Raw genomic sequence first — 19,852 nt, forward strand, 5'->3', positions numbered from 1 at the left:
ACTACATTATGATTTGTTATTTTTGTTTTACGATTTCGAATAAGACAGCTAATCCAATTCCACCACCACTTCCTATTGCAGCCAATACATAATTTGATTCTAAGTTTTTTCTTCTTTGAACTTCATAAAAAAGTCTAGTGACCATGATGCTTCCAGATGCTCCATACGGATGGCCGATCGTTAATGCTCCACCACAATTATTTAACTTGGAAGTAGGAATGGAAAGCTCCTTAGAACAGGCTAGTACTTTTGAAGAAAAAGCCTCATTTATTTCAAAAAGTTCAATATCTGCAACTGTTAGATTGTTTCTAATTAGTAATTCTTGTATAGCAGGGATAGGTGCTGCACCTGGAAAATTAGGATGAACACCAGAAACTTGACTATCCACAAATCGTAAAACTGGTTTAAAACCGTTTTTTATCGCTTCATTTTCTTCCATGATGAGAACAGCGGAGGCTCCATCATGAATTCCACAACTATTTGCAGCTGTGACTGTACCGTTCTTTTTAAATACAGGTTTTGCTCTTTTTAAAAGTTCTTCCATTTTTCTTTTTTTGAAAAATACTTCATCTTGGTCGAAATTTCCAACTGGAATAATCTCTTCATTGAAGTATCCATTATGATAAGATTCCCAGCTTCGTGTATAACTTAATAATGCATATTGATCTTGAGCTTCTTTTGAGATACCGTATTTTTCAGCTACATTTTCCGCTGCAACCCCCATATCTGGATCACCAATTTTGTCAGGAGCAAATCTCGCTCTTGCAGGAAATGGGGAGGTACTAGTACTCTCAACGCCTCCAGCGAGATAGCAATTCCCAGCACCACCCTGGACTAGGTAACAAGCCATTCGAATCGCTTCTAATCCAGCGCTACATTGTCGATCAATTGTGATACCTGGGACTGTGAGAGGAAGATCCGCTTCTAATGCAGAAACTCGAGCGACATTTCCACCTGGTCCTACAACATTTCCTAAAATGATGTCCTTAATTTTGTCTTCTAACCCAATTGCCAAATGCTTGAGCAATGGGGCAGCAAGCTCATTTGGTTGAATGTCTCGTAATATTCCACCTTTTTTTCCGATAGGTGTTCGCTTTGCTTTGACAATGACAGCTCGTTTAATTGTTAGTCACCTGCATTTCGATTTGTTTAATTAATTCTGCGCGTGCGATCTTTCCGCTCGTCGTATACGGCATTTCATTTTGAAAAAACCATTTACGAGGTATTTTAAAAGCTGATAAGTGTGTCTTACAAAATCTTTTTAGCTCAAAAGAATTACTATTACCTTTGATAACTGCAGCAACAATCTGACCCCAATACGGATTTGAAAGACCAACTACTGCAACTTCCTCGACATCCGGATGAAGAGATATAACCTTTTCGATTTCTTCAGGGAATATATTAATCCCTCCGTATAGAATCATATTTTTTTCACGACCGTTTATTGTTAAAAACCCATCTTCATCAATAAAGCCCATATCATGTACAGTAGCCCAACCGTCATTATCTTGAATTGAATGAATAGTTCTTTCATTTTCTTCAAAATATCCATCTATTAAATACTTACTTTTCACATATATTTTTCCAGTTTCATTCGGTTTAGCTAACTCTTGGTCTGGAAGGCGAATTTGTAACTCGACACCATAACAAGGTTTCCCAACAGTTTTTGCCTTATGGTCACCGTCTCGATCAGACAAAACGGTAATAAAGCTTAATTCACTAGCGCCAAAAAATTCGTAAATCGTCATAGCAGGAAACAAATGTCGAAATTCGATTTTGGATTTTTCGGTCCACTTAGCACCGGACGAAAGGATTTTCATCGATTGATCGACTTGAATACCTTCTTTTATTAATGCTTCAATCATTGTCGGAACAACATAAATTGTAGTAATCGGAAAAGAATTGATTCGCGATATTACGTTTAAAGGAGAAAATTTTTCTAAAAGAATAACTGTTCCTCCTAAATATAAAGTACTTATCACACCATATAGAAAATGTGAATGGATTAAAGCTCCAGGTATAAGAGTTTGATCCGATTCATCTAATCCAAAGTCAAAGCGATTGCAATCAAAACTAGCAACCCATGAATCTTGTGAACGAATAAATGCTTTCGGGCTACCGGTTGTACCTGAAGTAAATCCCACATAGAAAGGTAGGTTCTCATTTATTTCGATTGAAGATAAGGAATCAAATTTAGCAATTTCTAGTAAGATATCATCTAAAACCTTAACATTTGGAATGATCGGATTTATCTTATTGTACATTTCTTTTGTTGTAACAATGATAGAAGGATTCGAAAGCTTTACCCTTTTTTCTAAATCCGCTAGATTCCATTTCATATCATACGGAACAGCGATCCAACCCGCTTTAGAAGCTCCTGCAAACATCTGCAAAAACGGGATACCATTTGGTAAAAGGATACCTATTGTTTTAGATTGGTGAGAGTGAAGCCAATTAGCTGTTTGATTAATTAATTGATTCCATTCCTTATAACTGATTTGTTGATTACTCGTATGTATCGCAATTTTGTCAGGCGACAATATAGCGTTTTTTTGATATGATTCTGTAATATTTGCCATTTAAAATCACCCCTATAAAAAAGAGACACAACAAGAGTGTCCCAAAAGATTTACATATTTTTAGCTGATTGATTTGAATAGTTTTTTGTCAATGAGCTTGAAAAAACTGGTTGCTGTCTTAGTTTGAATACTAAAATTGAAGCAAGAATAGCTTTTAAAATATCTCCTGGAATATAAACTAAACTTAATTTAACCGCTGTCATAACTGGAATTCCCATAATAACCGCTTGAATTGGGATACCGATTAAATAGATTAATAGAATTCCAACAGTCAAGTTAATCAATAAGACATGCTTTAATTTTAACGTTTTAAATCGAGATAATAAATACCCAATTACAAAAGCCGTAATTGGCCATGAAATTAAATAACCAACACTTGGTCCCGCAAATACACTAAAACCACCACGACCACCGGATAGAAGCGGCATTCCTACTGCAACTAGTAATAAAAAGATGGTTTGGCTTAGTGCACCTAATCTAGCACCTAAAACACCACCAGTTAAAATAACGCCAAGTGTTTGTAATGTAATAGGAACTGGTGTAAAGGATAACATAATCGGAGGAACTTGTCCAAGGACACCCATAACTGCTGCAAACATTGCTACAAATGTAATTTCTTTGATTTTCATTTTAATTCTCCTACTGTCAATTTTCTGATAACTATTATCATATTAATGAAACTTAAATTATATGTCAACTAAATATTTATTTTAGTTAACATATATTATATTAAGATAAAAAACTAAAAAAATCTAATAAGAGGAAAGATTTAAAGACAATAGTAGGAATAGTAAGATTTTATAAATTGGTGGCCTAGGTTTAATTTTAAAAAATTAAAAGTTAATGATAGAGGGAAATCATGAGGATAATCGTAGTATAGGTACAGGTGGAGCATCATGTTTTTAAACGATGTATTCAATATAGGAACCATGACAGACCGGATATGAGAGAAGGATGCGAAAATAGATTTGAATTAAACGATTTTTAGAGGAAAGTAGATAATTAACGTAATGATGATTATGGGGCGCATTTGTGGCTCACTATTTATTTTAGTAAGGACATGCATAATAGTTTATCAACAAATCACAATATAACTTTTACAAATTTTCTACAATTCATATAAAAATATTCCAAATTTGTAATAAAATGTTAAAATTTGAAGTGTTAAGTTATATAAACAAAATGATAGGTTATTTGGCATTCTAAAAAATAATTATATATATTTATAAACGTTCAAAAAAATACCGTTTGATTTGAAGGAGATACACTTATATGGAAAAGGCATTTTTTTTTAATGGTTGGATTATGTATGGATTCATAATTATATTTTTAATGATATTATTTGTTTTAAAGATAAAATTCAAAAAGGATATTGTATATTTACTTTTTTTCTCTATTATGTATATTTATTTATGTACTGTTTTAAACTATACTCAATTTCCAATCTATGTATCTCAAACTTATAAAGATATCATCGGATTACATTTATCGATTAATCTAGTTCCTCTTATAAATCTTACAATGGAGGATTTTGAGACTTCTTTACTAAATGTTTTGATGACAATACCATTTGGTTTTGGACTTCCTTTTATTACAAAAAGTACATTTAAAAAAATAGTCCTATCTGGATTATTAATAGGAGTCACAATTGAGTCTTTACAAGGAATTATTGGACTACTTAATGGTTTCACTTTTAGAGTTGTTGATATTAATGACGTCCTATTTAATTTTACAGGAACGTTAATTGGATATAGTATATTTAAATTGTTTTCTTATTTATTTAAGTTATCAATTAAAAAAGCTAATGTAAAAGTAAACTCACTATTAAAACATATATATGATGCTTAAGAAATGATTTAATTTGAAGACCGCCAAGAATGTTTTTACTAAGATTCTAAGTCGTTTATTTTAAATGTCGACTCTCTAAAGAAATTTAGATGAAATCAAAAAGACAGTTAGCTAGTAATAGCCAACTGTCTTTTAATTTTTTATTACATTCATTATTTTTTAATTGAGTTATTCGATCGGTCAATATCCTGGAATATTTACTTTCTGACCAATTCGCTCAATTACATCATCCAATTCGTCCGGCTTCAGAAACTCAATCGGAGAAAATCCCTTCTCAAATTGCAATGTATCTGCTTCTAAAATAACGACATATCGACCGTTTACTTTCGCTATATGGAGGTTATCACCAAAATCAGCTAGTAATCCTTTAACAGAAAAGTGATCCGCTTTAAATGATAATTCAATTTCTGGTGTATGTTCCACGATTTGTGCCGCTGCTTCGATTACTTCATTGGGTGTAAAATGCTCTTGAATTTCACGTTTAGGACTTGCTGCCCAAACTTCCATTGCTGCATCGAATTGTTGTCTTTCAACACTTTCCTCTTCAAAAACGTCCTCAATTTTGTCGTAAACCATTTCCATTACTTGAGATTTTACAATTGTAGGCATTGATTCGGAATAGGAAACAAATTTTAAAAAGTCTTCAAAATATCTTGCGTGAGATGCTTGGTGTATTTTCAATTCACTCTCTGAGATCATCCCTAATTCTTCCATATAAGGGTATTGAATCGATTTCATATTTTTCGTTGTAATCGCCATTTCAACTGTTTTAATGAGAGTAGATTCATCTGCAATGGATGCAACTTTCGGTTCAAAATCACATTTTAGTACAAATAAGAATGGATCATCAAAATATTTTCTTAGCTTTGCCTGAATCACTAAAAATGCTCCTCCGCGAACTGCACTTGTATCAATGTAATTTATGACTAAAGTCTCATTTTCTGCTTTAAAATCTTCAATCGATTTAGCATCACGTATTCGCTGGAATAAATTATAATTTGGATTTGAATCTAAAGAGTGGCCTTCTTCGACGATAAAATGACCTAACTTTGTTGGTACAGAATCAGATTTTGGATGTCTTTCAACTTTTCGATTTACAATTCGTTCAAGTTCCCCTTCTAAAAAGCCTTTCAATGCGCTTTCTTCAAACATTGATTCATCTAATGTTTGGAAATGTTTATATCGTTTATCGGATTGTTCACCTTTACCTTCAACAGTAACAACATAAAACGATAAATATGTAATTTCAAAATCCATCCAATCACCTTTTCCTATTTTTCTGTATTTAAGTATATGGATGAGGATTCGTTGAGTCAATCATAAACAAATCAAGTTTTGGACAAAATTTCCATTAAAACTATCATAAGATAGAGAAATTTTACAGTTATAAGACAAATTCATTACACACTATGATAAAATAAAAATATAATTTAATGTGGAACCTATAAAATTTAAAGTACTTGGATGTGTAAATATCACATCTTTTTTTAGGTTAAGTGGGAATAAATTGGCAACAATGAAGTGATTTCAAAGTAGTTGTCAATTAAACTCGTCAATCAACGAGTTTTCTTTACTTCCAATTTTATGGTACCAACTATATGGAGAGGGGATGAGAGACCTGAGAATAGATAGAATAGCTACCATCTCATTAATTATCGTAACATTACTTTGGGGCACAACATTTGTAGTAGTCCAAAATGCGATTGCATACGTTGAACCGTTTGCATTTAACGCATTTCGATTTATCCTCGCAACTTTAGTCCTTTTACCATTTCTAGTAAAAAGAAAACAAAAAACTAAAGTAACGGTAAAGCAAATCGTTATTACTAGTGGTATTGGATTCATGTTGTTTTTAGGATATTTACTTCAAACATTTGGATTGAAGTATACAACTTCATCAAAATCAGGTTTTATTACTGGTCTATGTGTTGTATTAGTACCTGTTCTTTTATATTTAGTCTATAAAGAACGGTCAAACTGGTCTACTGTCATTGCATGTTTAATTGCATTACTAGGACTAAGTTTCTTAACTTTAGGTGATTCATTCTCTATTAATCTTGGAGATGTACTAACACTAATTGGGTCGATTGCGTTTGCATTCCATATTATTTTATCAGGTAAATATACGAAGCAAATGGATCCGCTCACCTTTACAACGATTCAACTAGCAACAGTTGGCATTAGTAGTACGATTTTCTCTCTAATTTTTGAAGATACTTCCGTTTCTTTTTCAAAAGAACTTTGGGTCAATCCGACATTCATCTTTGCAGTGGTTGTCACTGCAATCTTCTGTACGAGTATCGCGTTTTGGGTTCAAATGTTTGCTCAGCAACATATTTCTTCTACGAAAGCAGCACTAATTTTTATTTTCGAACCTGTTTTTGCAGCATTTACAGCAGTACTTTTTGCCAATGAAACATTATCGATCCAAACAATTATCGGTGGGACTTTTATTGTAGGCGGGATGCTGCTATCTGAAGTTCCCTTACCCAAGAAACGAACAAAAGAAGTAAAAAATGAGGCAATATAGTAAGAAATGTAAGAAATTTTAAAAAAATGGGTATAATACACATTGACAGATATAATTTGTTCACGTATTATAACTTTAAATTAATAAACGACTTAGAAAAGGAATAGTAAGTTTATAAGCTTTTTAGAGAGGGAATGGTCGGTGCAAATTCCTAAAGCAAGTATTCTGAACCAGCCTTGGAGTCTCTGTACCGAAATAAAAGTAGGCTACAGCGGTTTTCCCGTTAAAGATGTTAAGAGATTATGTAGAGCTTTTACATAATAAGTAGGGTGGTAACGCCATGAATGGTCCCTTTTGATCATTCATGGCGTTTTTTGTTTATCATTCGCTTATTTCGTATTTTCTATATAGTAATTAGGGTGGTAACGCCGAGAATGGTCCCTTCTAGATTATTCTCGCGCGTTTTTTATTTTCTAAAAAATGATTAGGAGTAGAGAAAATGACTACAAAAAAATTTGTTGAAGCAATTACTGATATGGATGTTGATTTTGCACAATGGTACACAGATATCGTAAAAAAAGCAGAATTAGTCGATTACTCAAGTGTTAAAGGCTGTATGATTATAAGACCTTATGGTTATGCATTATGGGAAAATATCCAAAAAGAATTAGATTTTCAATTTAAACAAACAGATCATGAAAATGTATATATGCCATTATTTATCCCTAAATCTTTATTACAAAAAGAAGCTGATCATGTAGAAGGATTTGCACCTGAAGTGGCTTGGGTAACGCACGGTGGTCACGATGAATTAGCTGAACCATTAGCAGTTCGTCCTACATCAGAAACACTATTTTGTGAGCATTTTTCAAAAACAGTTGAAAGCTATAATGACTTACCAAAATTATATAATCAATGGTGCTCAGTTGTACGTTGGGAAAAAACAACAAGACCATTTTTAAGAACGACTGAATTCTTATGGCAAGAAGGTCATACAGCACATGCAACCGCTGAAGAAGCACAAGCAGAAACAATCCAAATGCTAAATGTTTATGCTAATTTCTTAGAAGACTTCTTAGCAATTCCTGTTATTAAAGGTCAAAAAACAGAAAAAGAAAAATTCGCTGGTGCAAAAGCTACTTATACAATTGAAAGCTTAATGCACGATGGGAAAGCATTACAAAGTGGTACATCTCATAACTTTGGAGATGGATTTGCAAAAGCATTTGATATTCAATACACAGATAAAAACTCTAAAAGACAATATGTACACCAAACTTCTTGGGGTATGACAACAAGAGTAATCGGCGCATTAATTATGGTTCACGGTGATAACAGCGGATTAGTATTACCTCCAAAAGTTGCTCCAACTCAAGTAATGGTCATTCCAATTGCTCAACATAAAGAAGGCGTTATTGAAAAAGCAACTGAATTAAAAAACCGTATTTCAAAAATTGCTCGAGTAAAAATTGATACTTCTGATAAGATGCCAGGCTGGAAATTTAACGAATATGAAATGAAAGGAATTCCAGTTCGTGTTGAAATTGGCCCAAAAGATATCGAAAAGAATCAAGCAGTTTTAGTAAGACGTGACACGCGAGAAAAAACGATCGTTTCATTAGACGCTTTAGAAGAAAATATTACAAAATTACTTGAAGAAATCCAAATAGCTCTATACGAAAAAGCATTAAACAACCGTACAGAAAAAACATTTGAAGCTACATCTATGGATGAGTTAAAACAAATCAGTGAAGAAAAACAAGGCTTTATTAAGGCAATGTGGTGCGGGGATCTTGCATGTGAAGAACAAATTAAAGAAGAAGCTGGGTTAACATCTAGATGTATACCATTTGAACAAGAACAAATTTCTGATACATGTGTATGCTGTGCAAAGAAAACGGATGTAATGGTTTATTGGGGTAAAGCTTACTAATTAAAAATCAATCTATATAAAACGAAGAAGGTGAATGAATGATGGAAGGTTTACATTTTTTAAAAGAGCATCTATGTATGTTAGAAGAAAAATTGCTTAAACCAGAGATTCGCACTTCACAAACTGAATTAAAAAATTTACTAGCTGATGAATTTTTTGAATTCGGGAGTTCAGGAAGAGTTTTATATAAAGATGATCAATTAGAAAATGGCATTGGAATCGTAAAAATGACATTAAGTGATTTTGAAATTCATCCATTATCAGAAGAAATTACCTTAGTGACTTATCGAATATTTAATGAAGTAAAAAAACAACATTCCTTACGTAATTCAATTTGGAAGTTTAAAGATGGTCAATGGAAGATGTATTTCCATCAGGGTACACCAACAGAGTTTTAGGTAAATTTATAAGTAAAATAATCAAAAGAGCACGAATCCTTCGATTTGTGTTCTTTTTGTTAGATAGATCATTTAATTTTCTCTAATTTCTCAATATCAAATTATTTCCAAGTTTGTGGTAAGATAATGTAAGAATGATTAGGTAAGGAGAACAAAATGTATTTAACAATTAAAGAAACAGCGGAATACTTAGATCTTGAAGAATCCTATATAAACCAATTAATTCAAGAACGAAAAATAAGAGCAGTCCATGATGGTGAGCAATATTTAATCTACAAAGAGCAATTTAATAATCATTTAGAACAAATGGAAAAAGCAAAAAAAATGATTGCTGATTACTATAACGAACCAATTCCTGAAGACCCAGACGTAAAAGACGAAGACTAACATAAATTCAGATTGTAAGAGGGTTGCTATTACAAGTTACTTTTTTCGATCTGATTTTTTGCGTTTTTATGTTTTAAATGAAATTCAACAAAAATTTATTAACTGGAAATAATTCACAATTGATTACTTCATACAAATTGTATACATTATTATCATAAGTATTTTTTAAAACTTTCTGACTTATATTTAATGAAAAATTCAAAAGTTACTTTAAGGAGTGTTATACAGTGAAAAAGGGAGTAATGATGATTGTCCCCATCCTTATAACAATATCGATCGGTTTAAGTATGAATAATGCTTATCACGAAATGATCTATTCAGGAGTAGGAGAAGGTTTTACTGATTTTGTTAAATATTTAGTACATGGACTTTTCTAGTAGTTATTCTATATTGATTTTAGTAAATAAATTCCCTGTCTCCATAATGGATACAGGGATATTTTTTTGTATTTAGTTGTTCTAAATTTGTAACATTTATAGACGTCCAAAAAAATAAATCAATGTTATTATACAAATGAAAGGACCTCGTTCAAGTCTTTTCCCTTTTGTTTAGCCCTATTGTACTTGCTCGTAAATATTAGTGCGCTTTTTTCTCATTATTTTATTTTTCCTTAATAAAAAAAAATTTTATTAAAAAAGTGTTGTAAAATTAAATGTATCATGAAGCGAGTTTTAATAATTAAGTATAGAACTTTTTATTTGTTGGACAAAATTCAACCTAAGATTTTAAAAAGTTGTCACAAATTACTTTTTAACATTGTGTACAATAAATACACGATACCCTTATGCACTACATAGCTGAACTCTTTATTCAGAAATAAAAGGAGTGTTTAATATGTCCAATCTGTTTGACGATTTTTTTAGAGGCGGTTTTAAAGAGAGTGATTTTGGCAATATATTTTCAAAAGTTATGATACTTGAAGATGTTCATCAAAATTCAGAAGATGAGGATTTCTTCAAATTAAATAACTACGTAGATAAATCTCTTTTTACTCAAGAAGTCTATGACAAGTTGAATCATAACGAAGTAGAATGTAAACCTATAGACCTTTCTCCAAGATTTGGAAAAGATCTTATTTGGGCAAAATGGCTATTGAGAAAGTTAAGGGAAATAAATCAAAAAGAGTATAAGAATATTTAATACTAATGCCCCTGAATTCATAATTGGATCAGGGGCATTTTCATTTAAGCGATTAAACAACAATAAGCTTACTAGTTTTGACCAAATTACATGTGAGAAAGTAATTAAAGTGTATTTACAAACTTAAAAATTTGTTATTCAACTGTCGCATGCATTATTTCAACAAGAAATAGCTTAGAGTGATGAATTTCGAGGTACTTAAAAAGCAGTGTGAATTCGTATTTGAATTCCACTGCTTATTTTATAGGTAGAAAACAGCTACATCAAGCTTTAGAATTATTTGCTTCTATGTACAGAAAATGATTTACCAACTGCTTCAAGAAGTTATTAAAAGAATGTCTTCAGGAAGTGAAAAAACTGGGTTTAATTCAATCAATGTCTAGACGTGGAAACTGTTGGGATAACGCACCACAAGAATTATTCTTTGGCCATTTTAAAGATGATGCCTCTATTAAGTCATGTCAAAAATTTGATGAGCTCAATAAAGAAATAAAACATTATATGAAGTATTACAATCATTATAGATATCAGTGGAAATTAAAGAAGATCACCCCTGTACAATACAGAAATCATCTCCTTAAAACAGCATAAACTTTTTTTCAATGTCCTTTACAAAGGGTACATTTTAAAATTTAGATATCCTTTATTTATAGTGATGAATTATTTTTGGACTTTACATCAACGTTTATTCAAATTCTCCTGAGCCATCCTAACTAATTCCTTCACCATACTCCCACCAATACGCCCGCCAACTTTACCATTTTCATGAGACGTTAAATTACCATTATATCCTTTCGTTAAAGGAACCCCTACTTCTTCAGCAGCTTCGAACTTAGCATCTTCAGGATTAGATGTATGCATCACTTTAGCTTTTAAAGCATCTAATGCTTTTCTAGATTCAGGAACTAAGATTTTATTTTTTCTACTCATCAAACCCACTCCTTTTAGTTGTAGATTTCCCGTTTATTGATTTTTTTAATTATGGAAATAATTGCTATAAAATAGGGAATGTTACATAATGAAGACATGCGTTGATTAATCGATCTAAAAGGAGAATGATGATGAAATCTTTTAATGTAACTTTTCACAAAGAAGATAATGTAGATAATATGTTAATCCAAAAATTGAATGATGAGGAATACCATAAGTCTACTGAAGGTGGAACTAGACATTTATTCGAAATCGATACGAATATAGGCTTTTTTGTGTTTCTAGATTCAGAGGATACTGAAGGAAATGTATCTCATTTAGTCCTTCAATATAATGAAGAAGATGAAGAACCAGTTGCTTGCTATTCTTTTGCGATGAAAGATTTTTATGAATTCATGGCTTTATATTTAAATGATTTAGAATTCGTTGATGAAACTTCTGAAGAAGAAGAAGTTGAACTGGATGCTTCTAGTTCAATTCATCATTTAGTTCATCTTTTATTCCATGTAATTGAAGAAGGCGAAGATTTAGAAGTATAAACTTCCAAATAAATGTATATCCTTCCAAAAAATACCGTATTTGTATATTTGTAATTGAGTATTTATGCAAAAAAATGGAAGTTTCACGATTTTCAATTGGTTATTAATTTAAGACAATCGTTTTAACAAAAAGCTCTTGATATTTTTATCAAGAGCTTTTTTTATTTTAAAGATTCTACTCAATCTATCATAAATAACTTTCGACTCAAGTAGAATTTATACAAGGATATTTACAGAGGAACTTGTTTAAAAAATAAAAAGTAGAATAGGAGTCGATCATATTGAACCTACCACAGTCTGTATTTATAAAAGAAATTGGACCTCGTATTAATTTTCAATATGGATCACGATTATCTATTGACCAAAAATTACAATGGATTAATTATCTTATTGATAGTGGATTAAATCACATCGAAGTATCCACTCTAATGAATTTTCCGAATAAACAACAGTTTAGTGAAGCTACCGAATTAGTATTGAAGCTAAAAAGAGATCATCATATTACATATGGAGTATTAGTACCAAATAAAAGAAGTTTAATGAGAGCATTTGTAGTAGATGCAGATGAAATAAACTTTTTTATATCAACAAGTGAAACATATAATGTTAATATTAAAAACTGCTCGATCAATCAATCACTGAAAGATATAAAAGAGATGACTAAAGTAACAAAAGATTATGAAAAGCTTACTCGAGCTTATATTACAACGGTATTTGGCTATCACGATGAAAAAGTAAGTCATCAAAAAGCAATCGACTTGGCATTGCGATTATTAGATGATGGAGTGGAAATGATATCGTTTGTTGATACTGCAGGCAAAGCAACACCTCTTCAAGTTAAGTTGTTTTTGGAGGATTTATTAATAAAAATACCGAAAGATCGTTGTTCGATGCAATTTTATAATACTTTTGGGAATGGCATTTCTAACATTTATACTTCTCTTTCATATGGGATTCAGCGGTTTGAATCAGCAAATGGAGGGTTCGGAGGGTGTTTTCCATCTAATGAACAAAATAGAATGATTGAAACGGAAGATTTAATATCATTTTTACATCGACTTGAGATAACGACTGATGTTGACGAAGTAAAACTATTAGACGCTACAAACTATATTTCAAACGAATTAAAAGAAGAGCCTACTAGTAAGTTATTTTCAAGATTACCATCCAAAAAGCATCTAACATGATGCTTTTTTATTTTGTTTTTAATAATTAGGACAAGAATTGAAATTTTTTCGCATATAATTTACTAATTTGAATGAAAGGAGAATTGATTATGTCTAACATTGAAGCAATTATATTAGGCATCATTCAAGGGCTAACTGAATTTCTCCCGATCAGTAGTACAGGTCATTTATATATTGGTAGACATTTATTCGGGTTAGATGAGGCGGGCTTATTATTAGATACTCTAATGCATATTGGTACTTTATTAGCGGTGTTTGTTTTTTACAGTAAAGAATGGAAAGGTTTAATAAAAAAACCTTTTTCAAAATTAACTTTATTACTTTTTGTAGGAACATTACCCGCTGTAATAGTAGGCTTATTATTTAAAGATTTTTTTGATGAAATATCTGTTTCAGGTAAAACGATTGGGTGGGAGTTCATTTTTACTGGTATTATTTTGTTTATTGCTGATAAAAGGAGAAAAGGGAAGAAAACAATGGAGGAGTTAACATGGGTTGATGCCTTATTCATCGGTTCATTTCAAGCACTTGCTATTTTCCCAGCGGTTTCTCGTTCAGGATTAACAATTGCTGCTGCATTATTTAAAGGAATGGAACGTAAAAGCGCTGCTTATTTTTCGTTCTTACTATCTACCCCTGCAATCTTAGGTGGAATCATCTTCCAAGGAAAAGATCTACTTGGCGGAAACGCGGAGCAAATTCCGTTTTTCCCTCTATTTCTTGGAACATTGGCTGCCGCTATATTCGGTTATTTAGCAATCAGTTGGATGATCAATTTATTAAAAAAACAATCACTGAATATTTTTGGCTATTATGTTATTTTTTTAGGGGTTAGTATTGTAGTGCTTCAGTATTTGAAGATATTTTAATACAAGTTATTGATACATAAAAGAGCAGAATCTTCTGCTTTTTTTTATTAAATTTGTGCCTTATTTATTCTGTTTATATTATTGGATACTTTTAATAATTATTAGATTTCAAGTTACCAACTATTCGACTAAAATTAAAGTATCACCTTATAGGAGAAAAGACATATGCAGATTTTTATTACTTTAAAAAGTTTATCTAGACGAAAAGGATTTTTAGAAAAAACACCATTTGAAATTGAAAATAAACCAATAAACCTAGAAAAATTAATTGAGGAACTAATCTCAATTAATGTAAATTCATTTAATCAAAAAGAAATTGGAATTCCTTTTCTTCCTTATCTAACTGAGGACGAAATTAATTTGAAATCAACAGTCGGTAAGATTGGATTTAATACGATCAATAATGATACGAATGCGAATGTCATTGAAGCAATTTCTACTGCATTACTAGCATTCCAAGACAGCCTATTTAAAGTATTCTTAAATGATAAAGAAATAGAAAGCCTTCAAGAAAACATTGACTTACATGAAAATGACGAGTTTACATTTATAAAACTAACGATGCTGTCAGGCCGTATGTGGTAGAAAGGAATTTAACATGAATCAATATAAAGAATATTATCAAAGATTAGAAGAAAAATTACATTTACTTGATGAAGATCATTTAAAAATTGCTAGATTAATGATTAATGGTGCAAAAAATAGTTCTTATTACAATCGTGATTATGTTAGACCAATCGAAAAACTGATTTCCGCAAATCCAAACTTAACTAATAATCAATGCTTTGAACCGATTCGATTCATTATAAAATCCTTATTAGGTGAACAAGAATTAAACAAATTTGATTATATTCTAGCTCATGTTATTGATTATCCATATTCAGAAAGTTACTATAGAAGACCTTTTCGAACGAAGGATCTGACAGTACATACGAAAAGAGTGATCGAAAAATCATTTGAATTAGTACGATGGAATGAGCACGATGTAACCTTAAATACGCTTCTAACCTCATCCTCTGAACTAAAAGAAGACTATGATTACCATTCTATATTAAGTGATTTGATTGCTTATGAACTTGACCATGAAAATGAAGAAATAAAAAATACACTAAAAGAAATTATATACGGTGAAAATAATACAGCTTTGCTAAGTAGATGGATGATTAAAGGGATGTTTAAATCTCATAAACAGGAAAGCTATGAAGATTTGGGTAAGCTGCTTTTAGCTGCGGGTCTGCAAGAAGGCTTAAGACAAAATATAGTTGAAACAATGGATGAAGGTACCATCGATGGAATGAAGTTTTTGCTTCAAATAATCATAGAGAATAATCTAACACGTTTTAGTTCGATTGTAAGAGCACTAGGTGTTTGGACCGGTGTTGAATTGGAGTCGAATAATAAAAGAATCGTGAATCAAATTATTACCTATATCTCTTTAGCATTAAATAACGAAGATTTACGAAATGATTGGACTTCTCAAAATAATGTAGATAAGCTGTATATTTCTTTATGGGCTAAAGGTGTATATGAGGAAGCTGATTTAATCAATGAAATTAGTCTTATTTTAACGAATGGCTTACATTATCAAAAAGTAGTTGTACATTATTTAATTGGCCAATTAGAAAATAAACCACTTATTTATTCTCTACTATCTAATCATTTCGAACAGACAGATATAGAATTGCAAGCCTGGACGATTAAAAATTATCCCTATCATTGTTCAACAAGTTATAACATTTTAAGTGAGAAAGAAAATAAATTTTCATATTATAAAGAACCGCTTTTACAAGATAAAGATGTCCGAAAAAAGCAATTCATTTATTTTAGTAATATGCTAGAACATGGTCCTAAGACAAATAAAGTGATAAATTCCAACGTTTTTAAACAAATGGAAATAACTTTTTCACCTGATACGATTATTCAAATTTTAATCTATTTAACAGCGTATGATTTAGATCATAATTGGATTGCTCAACTAATGGAGTACAAAAAATATATGACCGCTGAAACTAGGTCTCAGTTTTTAGAATATTTTATCGTAAATATTGATGATCCAACTCAGAAGGAATATCTTTTTAATGCGTTGGCAGAAAGAAGTGTATTAATTAGAGAAGAAGCTATAGCTAAAATAAAAAAAATAACTTCTTTAAACGACTCTGATATTCCACGAATTGAGGCATTGCTTATGCTTAAAACACCATTAATTAGACAAGAAGCAATCCATTTACTTTTAAAGCTTAAGCACGAACAGTTAACAGAATCGCTAAAACGATTATTGAGTAGTAAGAAAGCTCAACAACGACTTGGGGCATTGGATATTGTAAACCAAACGAAAGAACATAAAGTACATAAATCCAACTTTGATCAATATATGGAATTACTCCATTTAATCTCTAATCCTACGGAAAATGAGCGGTTGCAGATTGATAAATTAACAAAGCAAGAGTGGAATGAAAAAAATGGATTTGGTTTATATGACCCTAGTAAAATTAGGCCAGTTCGTAAACTTGAAATTGAAAAATCTTACCAACAAAAAGAATGGTATACACTTAACAAGGCTAAAATTCCAGCTTTTTTAAATGGTTTATCTGAACTAGTACATGAAAATAAAGATTATGAATTTGAAATAGAATACTGGAATGGAGAGAAAGAATCTGTTTTATTAGGTAGTCAGATAGAAATGATAAGGCATTATAAATCAGATGACTTAAAGATGGTTGACCAATTACCTTTACCAGATGTTTGGAAAAACTATTTAATTTCTAGTGGGCTTCAGACGAACCAAATAATTGAATTATGGTTTTATTTGAATAGCTACTACTTAGTAAATTACTACGAAAATACAATTAGTCCTTGGGATTATAAGTATCGAAATTATGATTTAACTGATGAAGAAAGTCTTACTTCATTAAATGACTGTCAGAAAGACTTACTCATTTCATTTTTCCCAATCTCAAGCCTAAAAGAAGTAAGCAAAATGATAGTTGACCAGAAGTATAAACAGCAAATTAGAAGTATCATCGAAGCATATTTTGATGATCTTCCAAAAGAAGATAAATTCCATTATCTATTAAATCAATTAAAGTCGTTTTCAATACTCATTGCCGATGGATCAAATTGGCTTAAGATTTATGTTTATTTGTCGGAGACTTTAATTGAATGGTTAGAACAATCAATCTATGACGATGAATCATTTATCGAGTACTTTGAATATAAAAATTATCTTTATCATTACTGTAAAAAGCGCTTGTTTAAACACTCACCAGAGGAATTAATACGTGCTTACACGTTAAATGTAATAGATGAAAATGAGCTTCTTAAAGAAACTCTGAGTGATTCAAAACGAAATAAATTCTTTAGAGAACTCTATATTGAAAACAGTGAATTAGTAAAGGAATACCCTGAAATTACTCAAATAGCACAAAAAATACTACACAGGGTTTTAGAAATTGAATTAAAGCGTGGAGATTTACCTACAAATGTATCTAATTTTGCTAGTGGGATTAATTATTTTGAAGGTACTTCTTACTTTGTTCAAATTCTTGAGAGAATTGGCGATGAAGGGTTTATTCGAGGATATTTTTACGCAAGTGGAGAAGATATTTCAAAGAAAGAATCGTTTAGTTCATTGTTAAAAGCCTGTTATCCGAATGAAAATGATCATGTTAAAATCTTATCTAACTTATTAAATGAAAAAGAGATATCAGAAAAGCGTTTACTTGAAGCTGCAATGTATGCTCCGCAATGGCTTGATCTTGTTTCTGATTATTTAAATTGGAGCGGGTTAAATAGTGCTGCATGGTATTTCCATGCACATATTAACGAGGATTTTGAGGATAAAAAGGCTGCGATCGTCGCACATTACTCTCCAATTGAGCCGAATCAATTTAATGATGGTGCATTTGATATTAATTGGTTTACAGAGGCGTATAAAGAGCTAGGATCAGAACGGTTTGAGATCCTTTACGAATGTGCCAAATATATTTCAGGTGGAGCAAACCACCGTAGATCACAATTATTTGCTGATGCTGTATTAGGCAAGTTGAAAATAGATAAACTGAAGAGCTCTGTAGTCGATAAGCGAAATAAAGAGCATTTATTATGCTATAGTTTAGTTCCTTTAGATCATTCAACTAAGAAAGACTTAGTAACTCGCTATGAATTTATTCAGCAATTTTTAAAGGAAAGCACACAGTATGGAGCCCAAAGAAGAGCAAGTGAAGCGAAAGTAGTCGAAATTGCATTAGGAAATCTAGCTAGAAATGCAGGCTATTCAGATACGATTCGAATGACATGGGATTTGGAATCTAAAAAGGCAGAGGAATTTAACACTTATTTTGAGCTCAAAATGATTGATGATCTAATGATTAGACTTGAATTAAATGAAAAAGGAACAGTTCATTTCCTCATTCATAAAAATGACAAAGTTTTAAAATCCGTTCCAACTAGGTATAAAAAGAATGAGTATATTTTGAAATTGACTGAAGTAAAAAAAGAAATTAAAAATCAATTAAGAAGAGCAAGAATAGAGTTAGAAAAATCGATGGTTTTAGAAACGGTATTTACAGTTAAAGAGATAGACAATTTGACTAAAAATATGATCGTAAATCAACTACTCAGTAAGCTTTTATTTGTTTCTGAAAATAAAGTTGGATTTTTTGAAGATAACAAGCTGATTAGTCCGAATGGTCAAGAATATCAACTAAATGATTCTGACCTCTTAAAAATTGCACATCCTACACACTTATATGAGAGTGGTACGTGGAGTGAATGTCAAAGATTTATTTTTGAAAATAAAATCATTCAACCTTTTAAACAAGTTTTTCGAGAATTATATTTACCAAATATTGATGAATTAGCAAATGGAAAAATTTCTAGAAGATATGAAGGGCATCAGGTACAACCAAGAAAAACCGTGTCGTTATTAAAGAGCCGTTTATGGACAGCAAGTTACGAAGAGGGATTACAGAAGGTTTATTATAATGAGAATATTATTGTTAAGATTTATGCTGCAGCGGATTGGTTTTCGCCATCTGATGTTGAAGCACCTACTTTAGAGACTATTGAATTTATTAATCGTAAAACATATGAAAACATTTCAATTGAGCAAATACCACCTATTATTTACTCTGAGGTCATGAGGGATGTTGATTTGGTTGTAAGTATAGCGCATGTTGGAGGAGTCGATCCTGAGGCAAGTTTATCAACTATTGAGATGCGAAAAGCAATCATTCACGAGTCAATTAGATTAATGAAAATCTCTAATGTTGATTTCTCTCAAAATCATGCAAAAATTTATGGGAAACTCGGTGAATATAACGTACATCTTGGAAGTGGAAACACTTATAAGAATGCGAAGGGAGCATTACATATTATCCCAGTTCATTCACAGCATAGAGGGAAAATCTTTTTACCGTTTATTGATGAAGATCCAAAAACAGCAGAAATTTTATCAAAAATTGTTTTATTAGCTCAAGATCAAAAAATTAAAGATCCGAACATATTAATGCAATTACATTAAATCGTTTTTAACACAAAAAAGCACAGGAAGTAATAAACCTGTGCTTTTTAT

Annotated in this window: 17 protein-coding genes, 1 pseudogene and 1 other annotated feature; of the genes and pseudogenes, 13 read left to right on the forward strand and 5 right to left on the reverse strand. The window is 31.3% G+C overall.

Annotation, left to right across the window (positions count from 1 at the left end; all coding sequences use genetic code 11):
• Positions 1-16: 16 nt before the first annotated feature.
• The 3 genes from AN960_RS00970 to AN960_RS00980 are packed head-to-tail and all read right to left on the reverse strand — an operon-like array spanning position 17 to position 3,208.
• Positions 17-1,123, reverse strand: coding sequence for an acetyl-CoA C-acyltransferase (locus AN960_RS00970; protein ID WP_056465585.1), 1,107 nt, complete (start codon positions 1,121-1,123; stop codon positions 17-19).
• The gene (locus AN960_RS00975; RefSeq protein ID WP_056465587.1) at positions 1,119-2,579 is read right to left on the reverse strand and encodes an AMP-binding protein; all 1,461 of its coding nucleotides are present in this window, start codon (positions 2,577-2,579) and stop codon (positions 1,119-1,121) included. The genes AN960_RS00970 and AN960_RS00975 overlap by 5 nt, the downstream gene beginning before the upstream one ends.
• Before the next feature lie 50 nt (positions 2,580-2,629).
• Positions 2,630-3,208, reverse strand: a complete 579-nt coding sequence (locus tag AN960_RS00980; protein ID WP_056465588.1) for a biotin transporter BioY — start codon at positions 3,206-3,208, stop codon at positions 2,630-2,632.
• Positions 3,209-3,851: 643 nt separating this feature from the next.
• Here AN960_RS00980 and AN960_RS00985 point away from each other — a divergent pair.
• The gene (locus AN960_RS00985; RefSeq protein WP_286131535.1) at positions 3,852-4,427 is read left to right on the forward strand and encodes a VanZ family protein; all 576 of its coding nucleotides are present in this window, start codon (positions 3,852-3,854) and stop codon (positions 4,425-4,427) included.
• Between the two features lie 180 nt (positions 4,428-4,607).
• Here the strand turns inward: AN960_RS00985 and AN960_RS00990 are convergent, their stop codons facing one another.
• Positions 4,608-5,684 carry a DUF3900 domain-containing protein gene (locus AN960_RS00990; RefSeq protein ID WP_056465590.1) on the reverse strand — a complete coding sequence of 359 codons (1,077 nt, stop codon included), beginning with the start codon at positions 5,682-5,684 and terminating at the stop codon, positions 4,608-4,610.
• Positions 5,685-6,036: 352 nt separating this feature from the next.
• On the opposite strand from AN960_RS00990, the gene AN960_RS00995 reads away from it, so the two are divergent.
• The 7 genes and pseudogenes from AN960_RS00995 to AN960_RS01020 form a co-directional block, all read left to right on the forward strand.
• Entirely contained in the window at positions 6,037-6,957 is a 921-nt protein-coding gene (locus tag AN960_RS00995) for a DMT family transporter (RefSeq protein ID WP_056465592.1), read from the forward strand.
• Between the two features lie 84 nt (positions 6,958-7,041).
• Positions 7,042-7,253: a binding site (T-box leader), on the forward strand.
• A 143-nt stretch (positions 7,254-7,396) separates the two neighbouring features.
• Positions 7,397-8,830, forward strand: a complete 1,434-nt coding sequence (gene proS / locus AN960_RS01000; protein WP_056465594.1) for a proline--tRNA ligase — start codon at positions 7,397-7,399, stop codon at positions 8,828-8,830.
• Between the two features lie 41 nt (positions 8,831-8,871).
• Positions 8,872-9,228 (forward strand): nuclear transport factor 2 family protein, encoded by a 357-nt coding sequence (locus tag AN960_RS01005; RefSeq protein ID WP_056465596.1) that lies wholly within the window; start codon positions 8,872-8,874, stop codon positions 9,226-9,228.
• Between the two features lie 156 nt (positions 9,229-9,384).
• The gene (locus tag AN960_RS01010) at positions 9,385-9,615 is read left to right on the forward strand and encodes an excisionase family DNA-binding protein (protein ID WP_056465597.1); all 231 of its coding nucleotides are present in this window, start codon (positions 9,385-9,387) and stop codon (positions 9,613-9,615) included.
• Positions 9,616-9,842: 227 nt separating this feature from the next.
• Positions 9,843-9,992 carry a hypothetical protein gene (locus AN960_RS24275; RefSeq protein WP_156339580.1) on the forward strand — a complete coding sequence of 50 codons (150 nt, stop codon included), beginning with the start codon at positions 9,843-9,845 and terminating at the stop codon, positions 9,990-9,992.
• A gap of 457 nt (positions 9,993-10,449) precedes the next feature.
• Positions 10,450-10,755 carry a hypothetical protein gene (locus AN960_RS01015; RefSeq protein ID WP_056465599.1) on the forward strand — a complete coding sequence of 102 codons (306 nt, stop codon included), beginning with the start codon at positions 10,450-10,452 and terminating at the stop codon, positions 10,753-10,755.
• Positions 10,756-11,103: 348 nt separating this feature from the next.
• Positions 11,104-11,346, forward strand: a pseudogene (locus AN960_RS01020) (IS3 family transposase); the annotation flags it as partial.
• A gap of 87 nt (positions 11,347-11,433) precedes the next feature.
• Here the strand turns inward: AN960_RS01020 and AN960_RS01025 are convergent.
• Positions 11,434-11,685 carry an alpha/beta-type small acid-soluble spore protein gene (locus AN960_RS01025; protein WP_056465603.1) on the reverse strand — a complete coding sequence of 84 codons (252 nt, stop codon included), beginning with the start codon at positions 11,683-11,685 and terminating at the stop codon, positions 11,434-11,436.
• A 131-nt stretch (positions 11,686-11,816) separates the two neighbouring features.
• Between AN960_RS01025 and AN960_RS01030 the strand changes: the two genes are divergently transcribed.
• From AN960_RS01030 to AN960_RS01050, 5 genes are all read left to right on the forward strand, one after another.
• Complete coding sequence (locus tag AN960_RS01030; protein ID WP_056465605.1) at positions 11,817-12,224, forward strand: hypothetical protein; 408 nt, start codon at positions 11,817-11,819, stop codon at positions 12,222-12,224.
• Positions 12,225-12,505: 281 nt separating this feature from the next.
• Positions 12,506-13,411 (forward strand): hydroxymethylglutaryl-CoA lyase-like TIM-barrel protein, encoded by a 906-nt coding sequence (locus AN960_RS01035; protein WP_056465607.1) that lies wholly within the window; start codon positions 12,506-12,508, stop codon positions 13,409-13,411.
• An 89-nt stretch (positions 13,412-13,500) separates the two neighbouring features.
• Positions 13,501-14,280, forward strand: a complete 780-nt coding sequence (locus tag AN960_RS01040) for an undecaprenyl-diphosphate phosphatase (RefSeq protein WP_056465609.1) — start codon at positions 13,501-13,503, stop codon at positions 14,278-14,280.
• A gap of 165 nt (positions 14,281-14,445) precedes the next feature.
• The gene (locus tag AN960_RS01045) at positions 14,446-14,865 is read left to right on the forward strand and encodes a hypothetical protein (protein WP_056465610.1); all 420 of its coding nucleotides are present in this window, start codon (positions 14,446-14,448) and stop codon (positions 14,863-14,865) included.
• 13 nt (positions 14,866-14,878) lie between these two features.
• The gene (locus tag AN960_RS01050) at positions 14,879-19,801 is read left to right on the forward strand and encodes a DUF4132 domain-containing protein (protein WP_056465613.1); all 4,923 of its coding nucleotides are present in this window, start codon (positions 14,879-14,881) and stop codon (positions 19,799-19,801) included.
• Positions 19,802-19,852: the final 51 nt, after the last annotated feature.

The organism is Bacillus sp. FJAT-25509 (assembly GCF_001420605.1).
In the GTDB taxonomy this organism is placed as follows: Bacteria; Bacillota; Bacilli; order Bacillales; family Bacillaceae_G; genus Gottfriedia.

Coding starts and splice junctions, on each gene's coding strand:
- AN960_RS00975 (WP_056465587.1), bottom strand. CDS start 2,579: ATGGCAAATATTACAGAATCATATCAAAAAAACGCTATATTGTCGCCT.
- AN960_RS00980 (WP_056465588.1), bottom strand. CDS start 3,208: ATGAAAATCAAAGAAATTACATTTGTAGCAATGTTTGCAGCAGTTATG.
- AN960_RS00985 (WP_286131535.1), top strand. CDS start 3,852: ATGGAAAAGGCATTTTTTTTTAATGGTTGGATTATGTATGGATTCATA.
- AN960_RS00990 (WP_056465590.1), bottom strand. CDS start 5,684: ATGGATTTTGAAATTACATATTTATCGTTTTATGTTGTTACTGTTGAA.
- AN960_RS00995 (WP_056465592.1), top strand. CDS start 6,037: ATGAGAGACCTGAGAATAGATAGAATAGCTACCATCTCATTAATTATC.
- proS (WP_056465594.1), top strand. CDS start 7,397: ATGACTACAAAAAAATTTGTTGAAGCAATTACTGATATGGATGTTGAT.
- AN960_RS01005 (WP_056465596.1), top strand. CDS start 8,872: ATGGAAGGTTTACATTTTTTAAAAGAGCATCTATGTATGTTAGAAGAA.
- AN960_RS01010 (WP_056465597.1), top strand. CDS start 9,385: ATGTATTTAACAATTAAAGAAACAGCGGAATACTTAGATCTTGAAGAA.
- AN960_RS01015 (WP_056465599.1), top strand. CDS start 10,450: ATGTCCAATCTGTTTGACGATTTTTTTAGAGGCGGTTTTAAAGAGAGT.
- AN960_RS01025 (WP_056465603.1), bottom strand. CDS start 11,685: ATGAGTAGAAAAAATAAAATCTTAGTTCCTGAATCTAGAAAAGCATTA.
- AN960_RS01030 (WP_056465605.1), top strand. CDS start 11,817: ATGAAATCTTTTAATGTAACTTTTCACAAAGAAGATAATGTAGATAAT.
- AN960_RS01040 (WP_056465609.1), top strand. CDS start 13,501: ATGTCTAACATTGAAGCAATTATATTAGGCATCATTCAAGGGCTAACT.
- AN960_RS01045 (WP_056465610.1), top strand. CDS start 14,446: ATGCAGATTTTTATTACTTTAAAAAGTTTATCTAGACGAAAAGGATTT.
- AN960_RS01050 (WP_056465613.1), top strand. CDS start 14,879: ATGAATCAATATAAAGAATATTATCAAAGATTAGAAGAAAAATTACAT.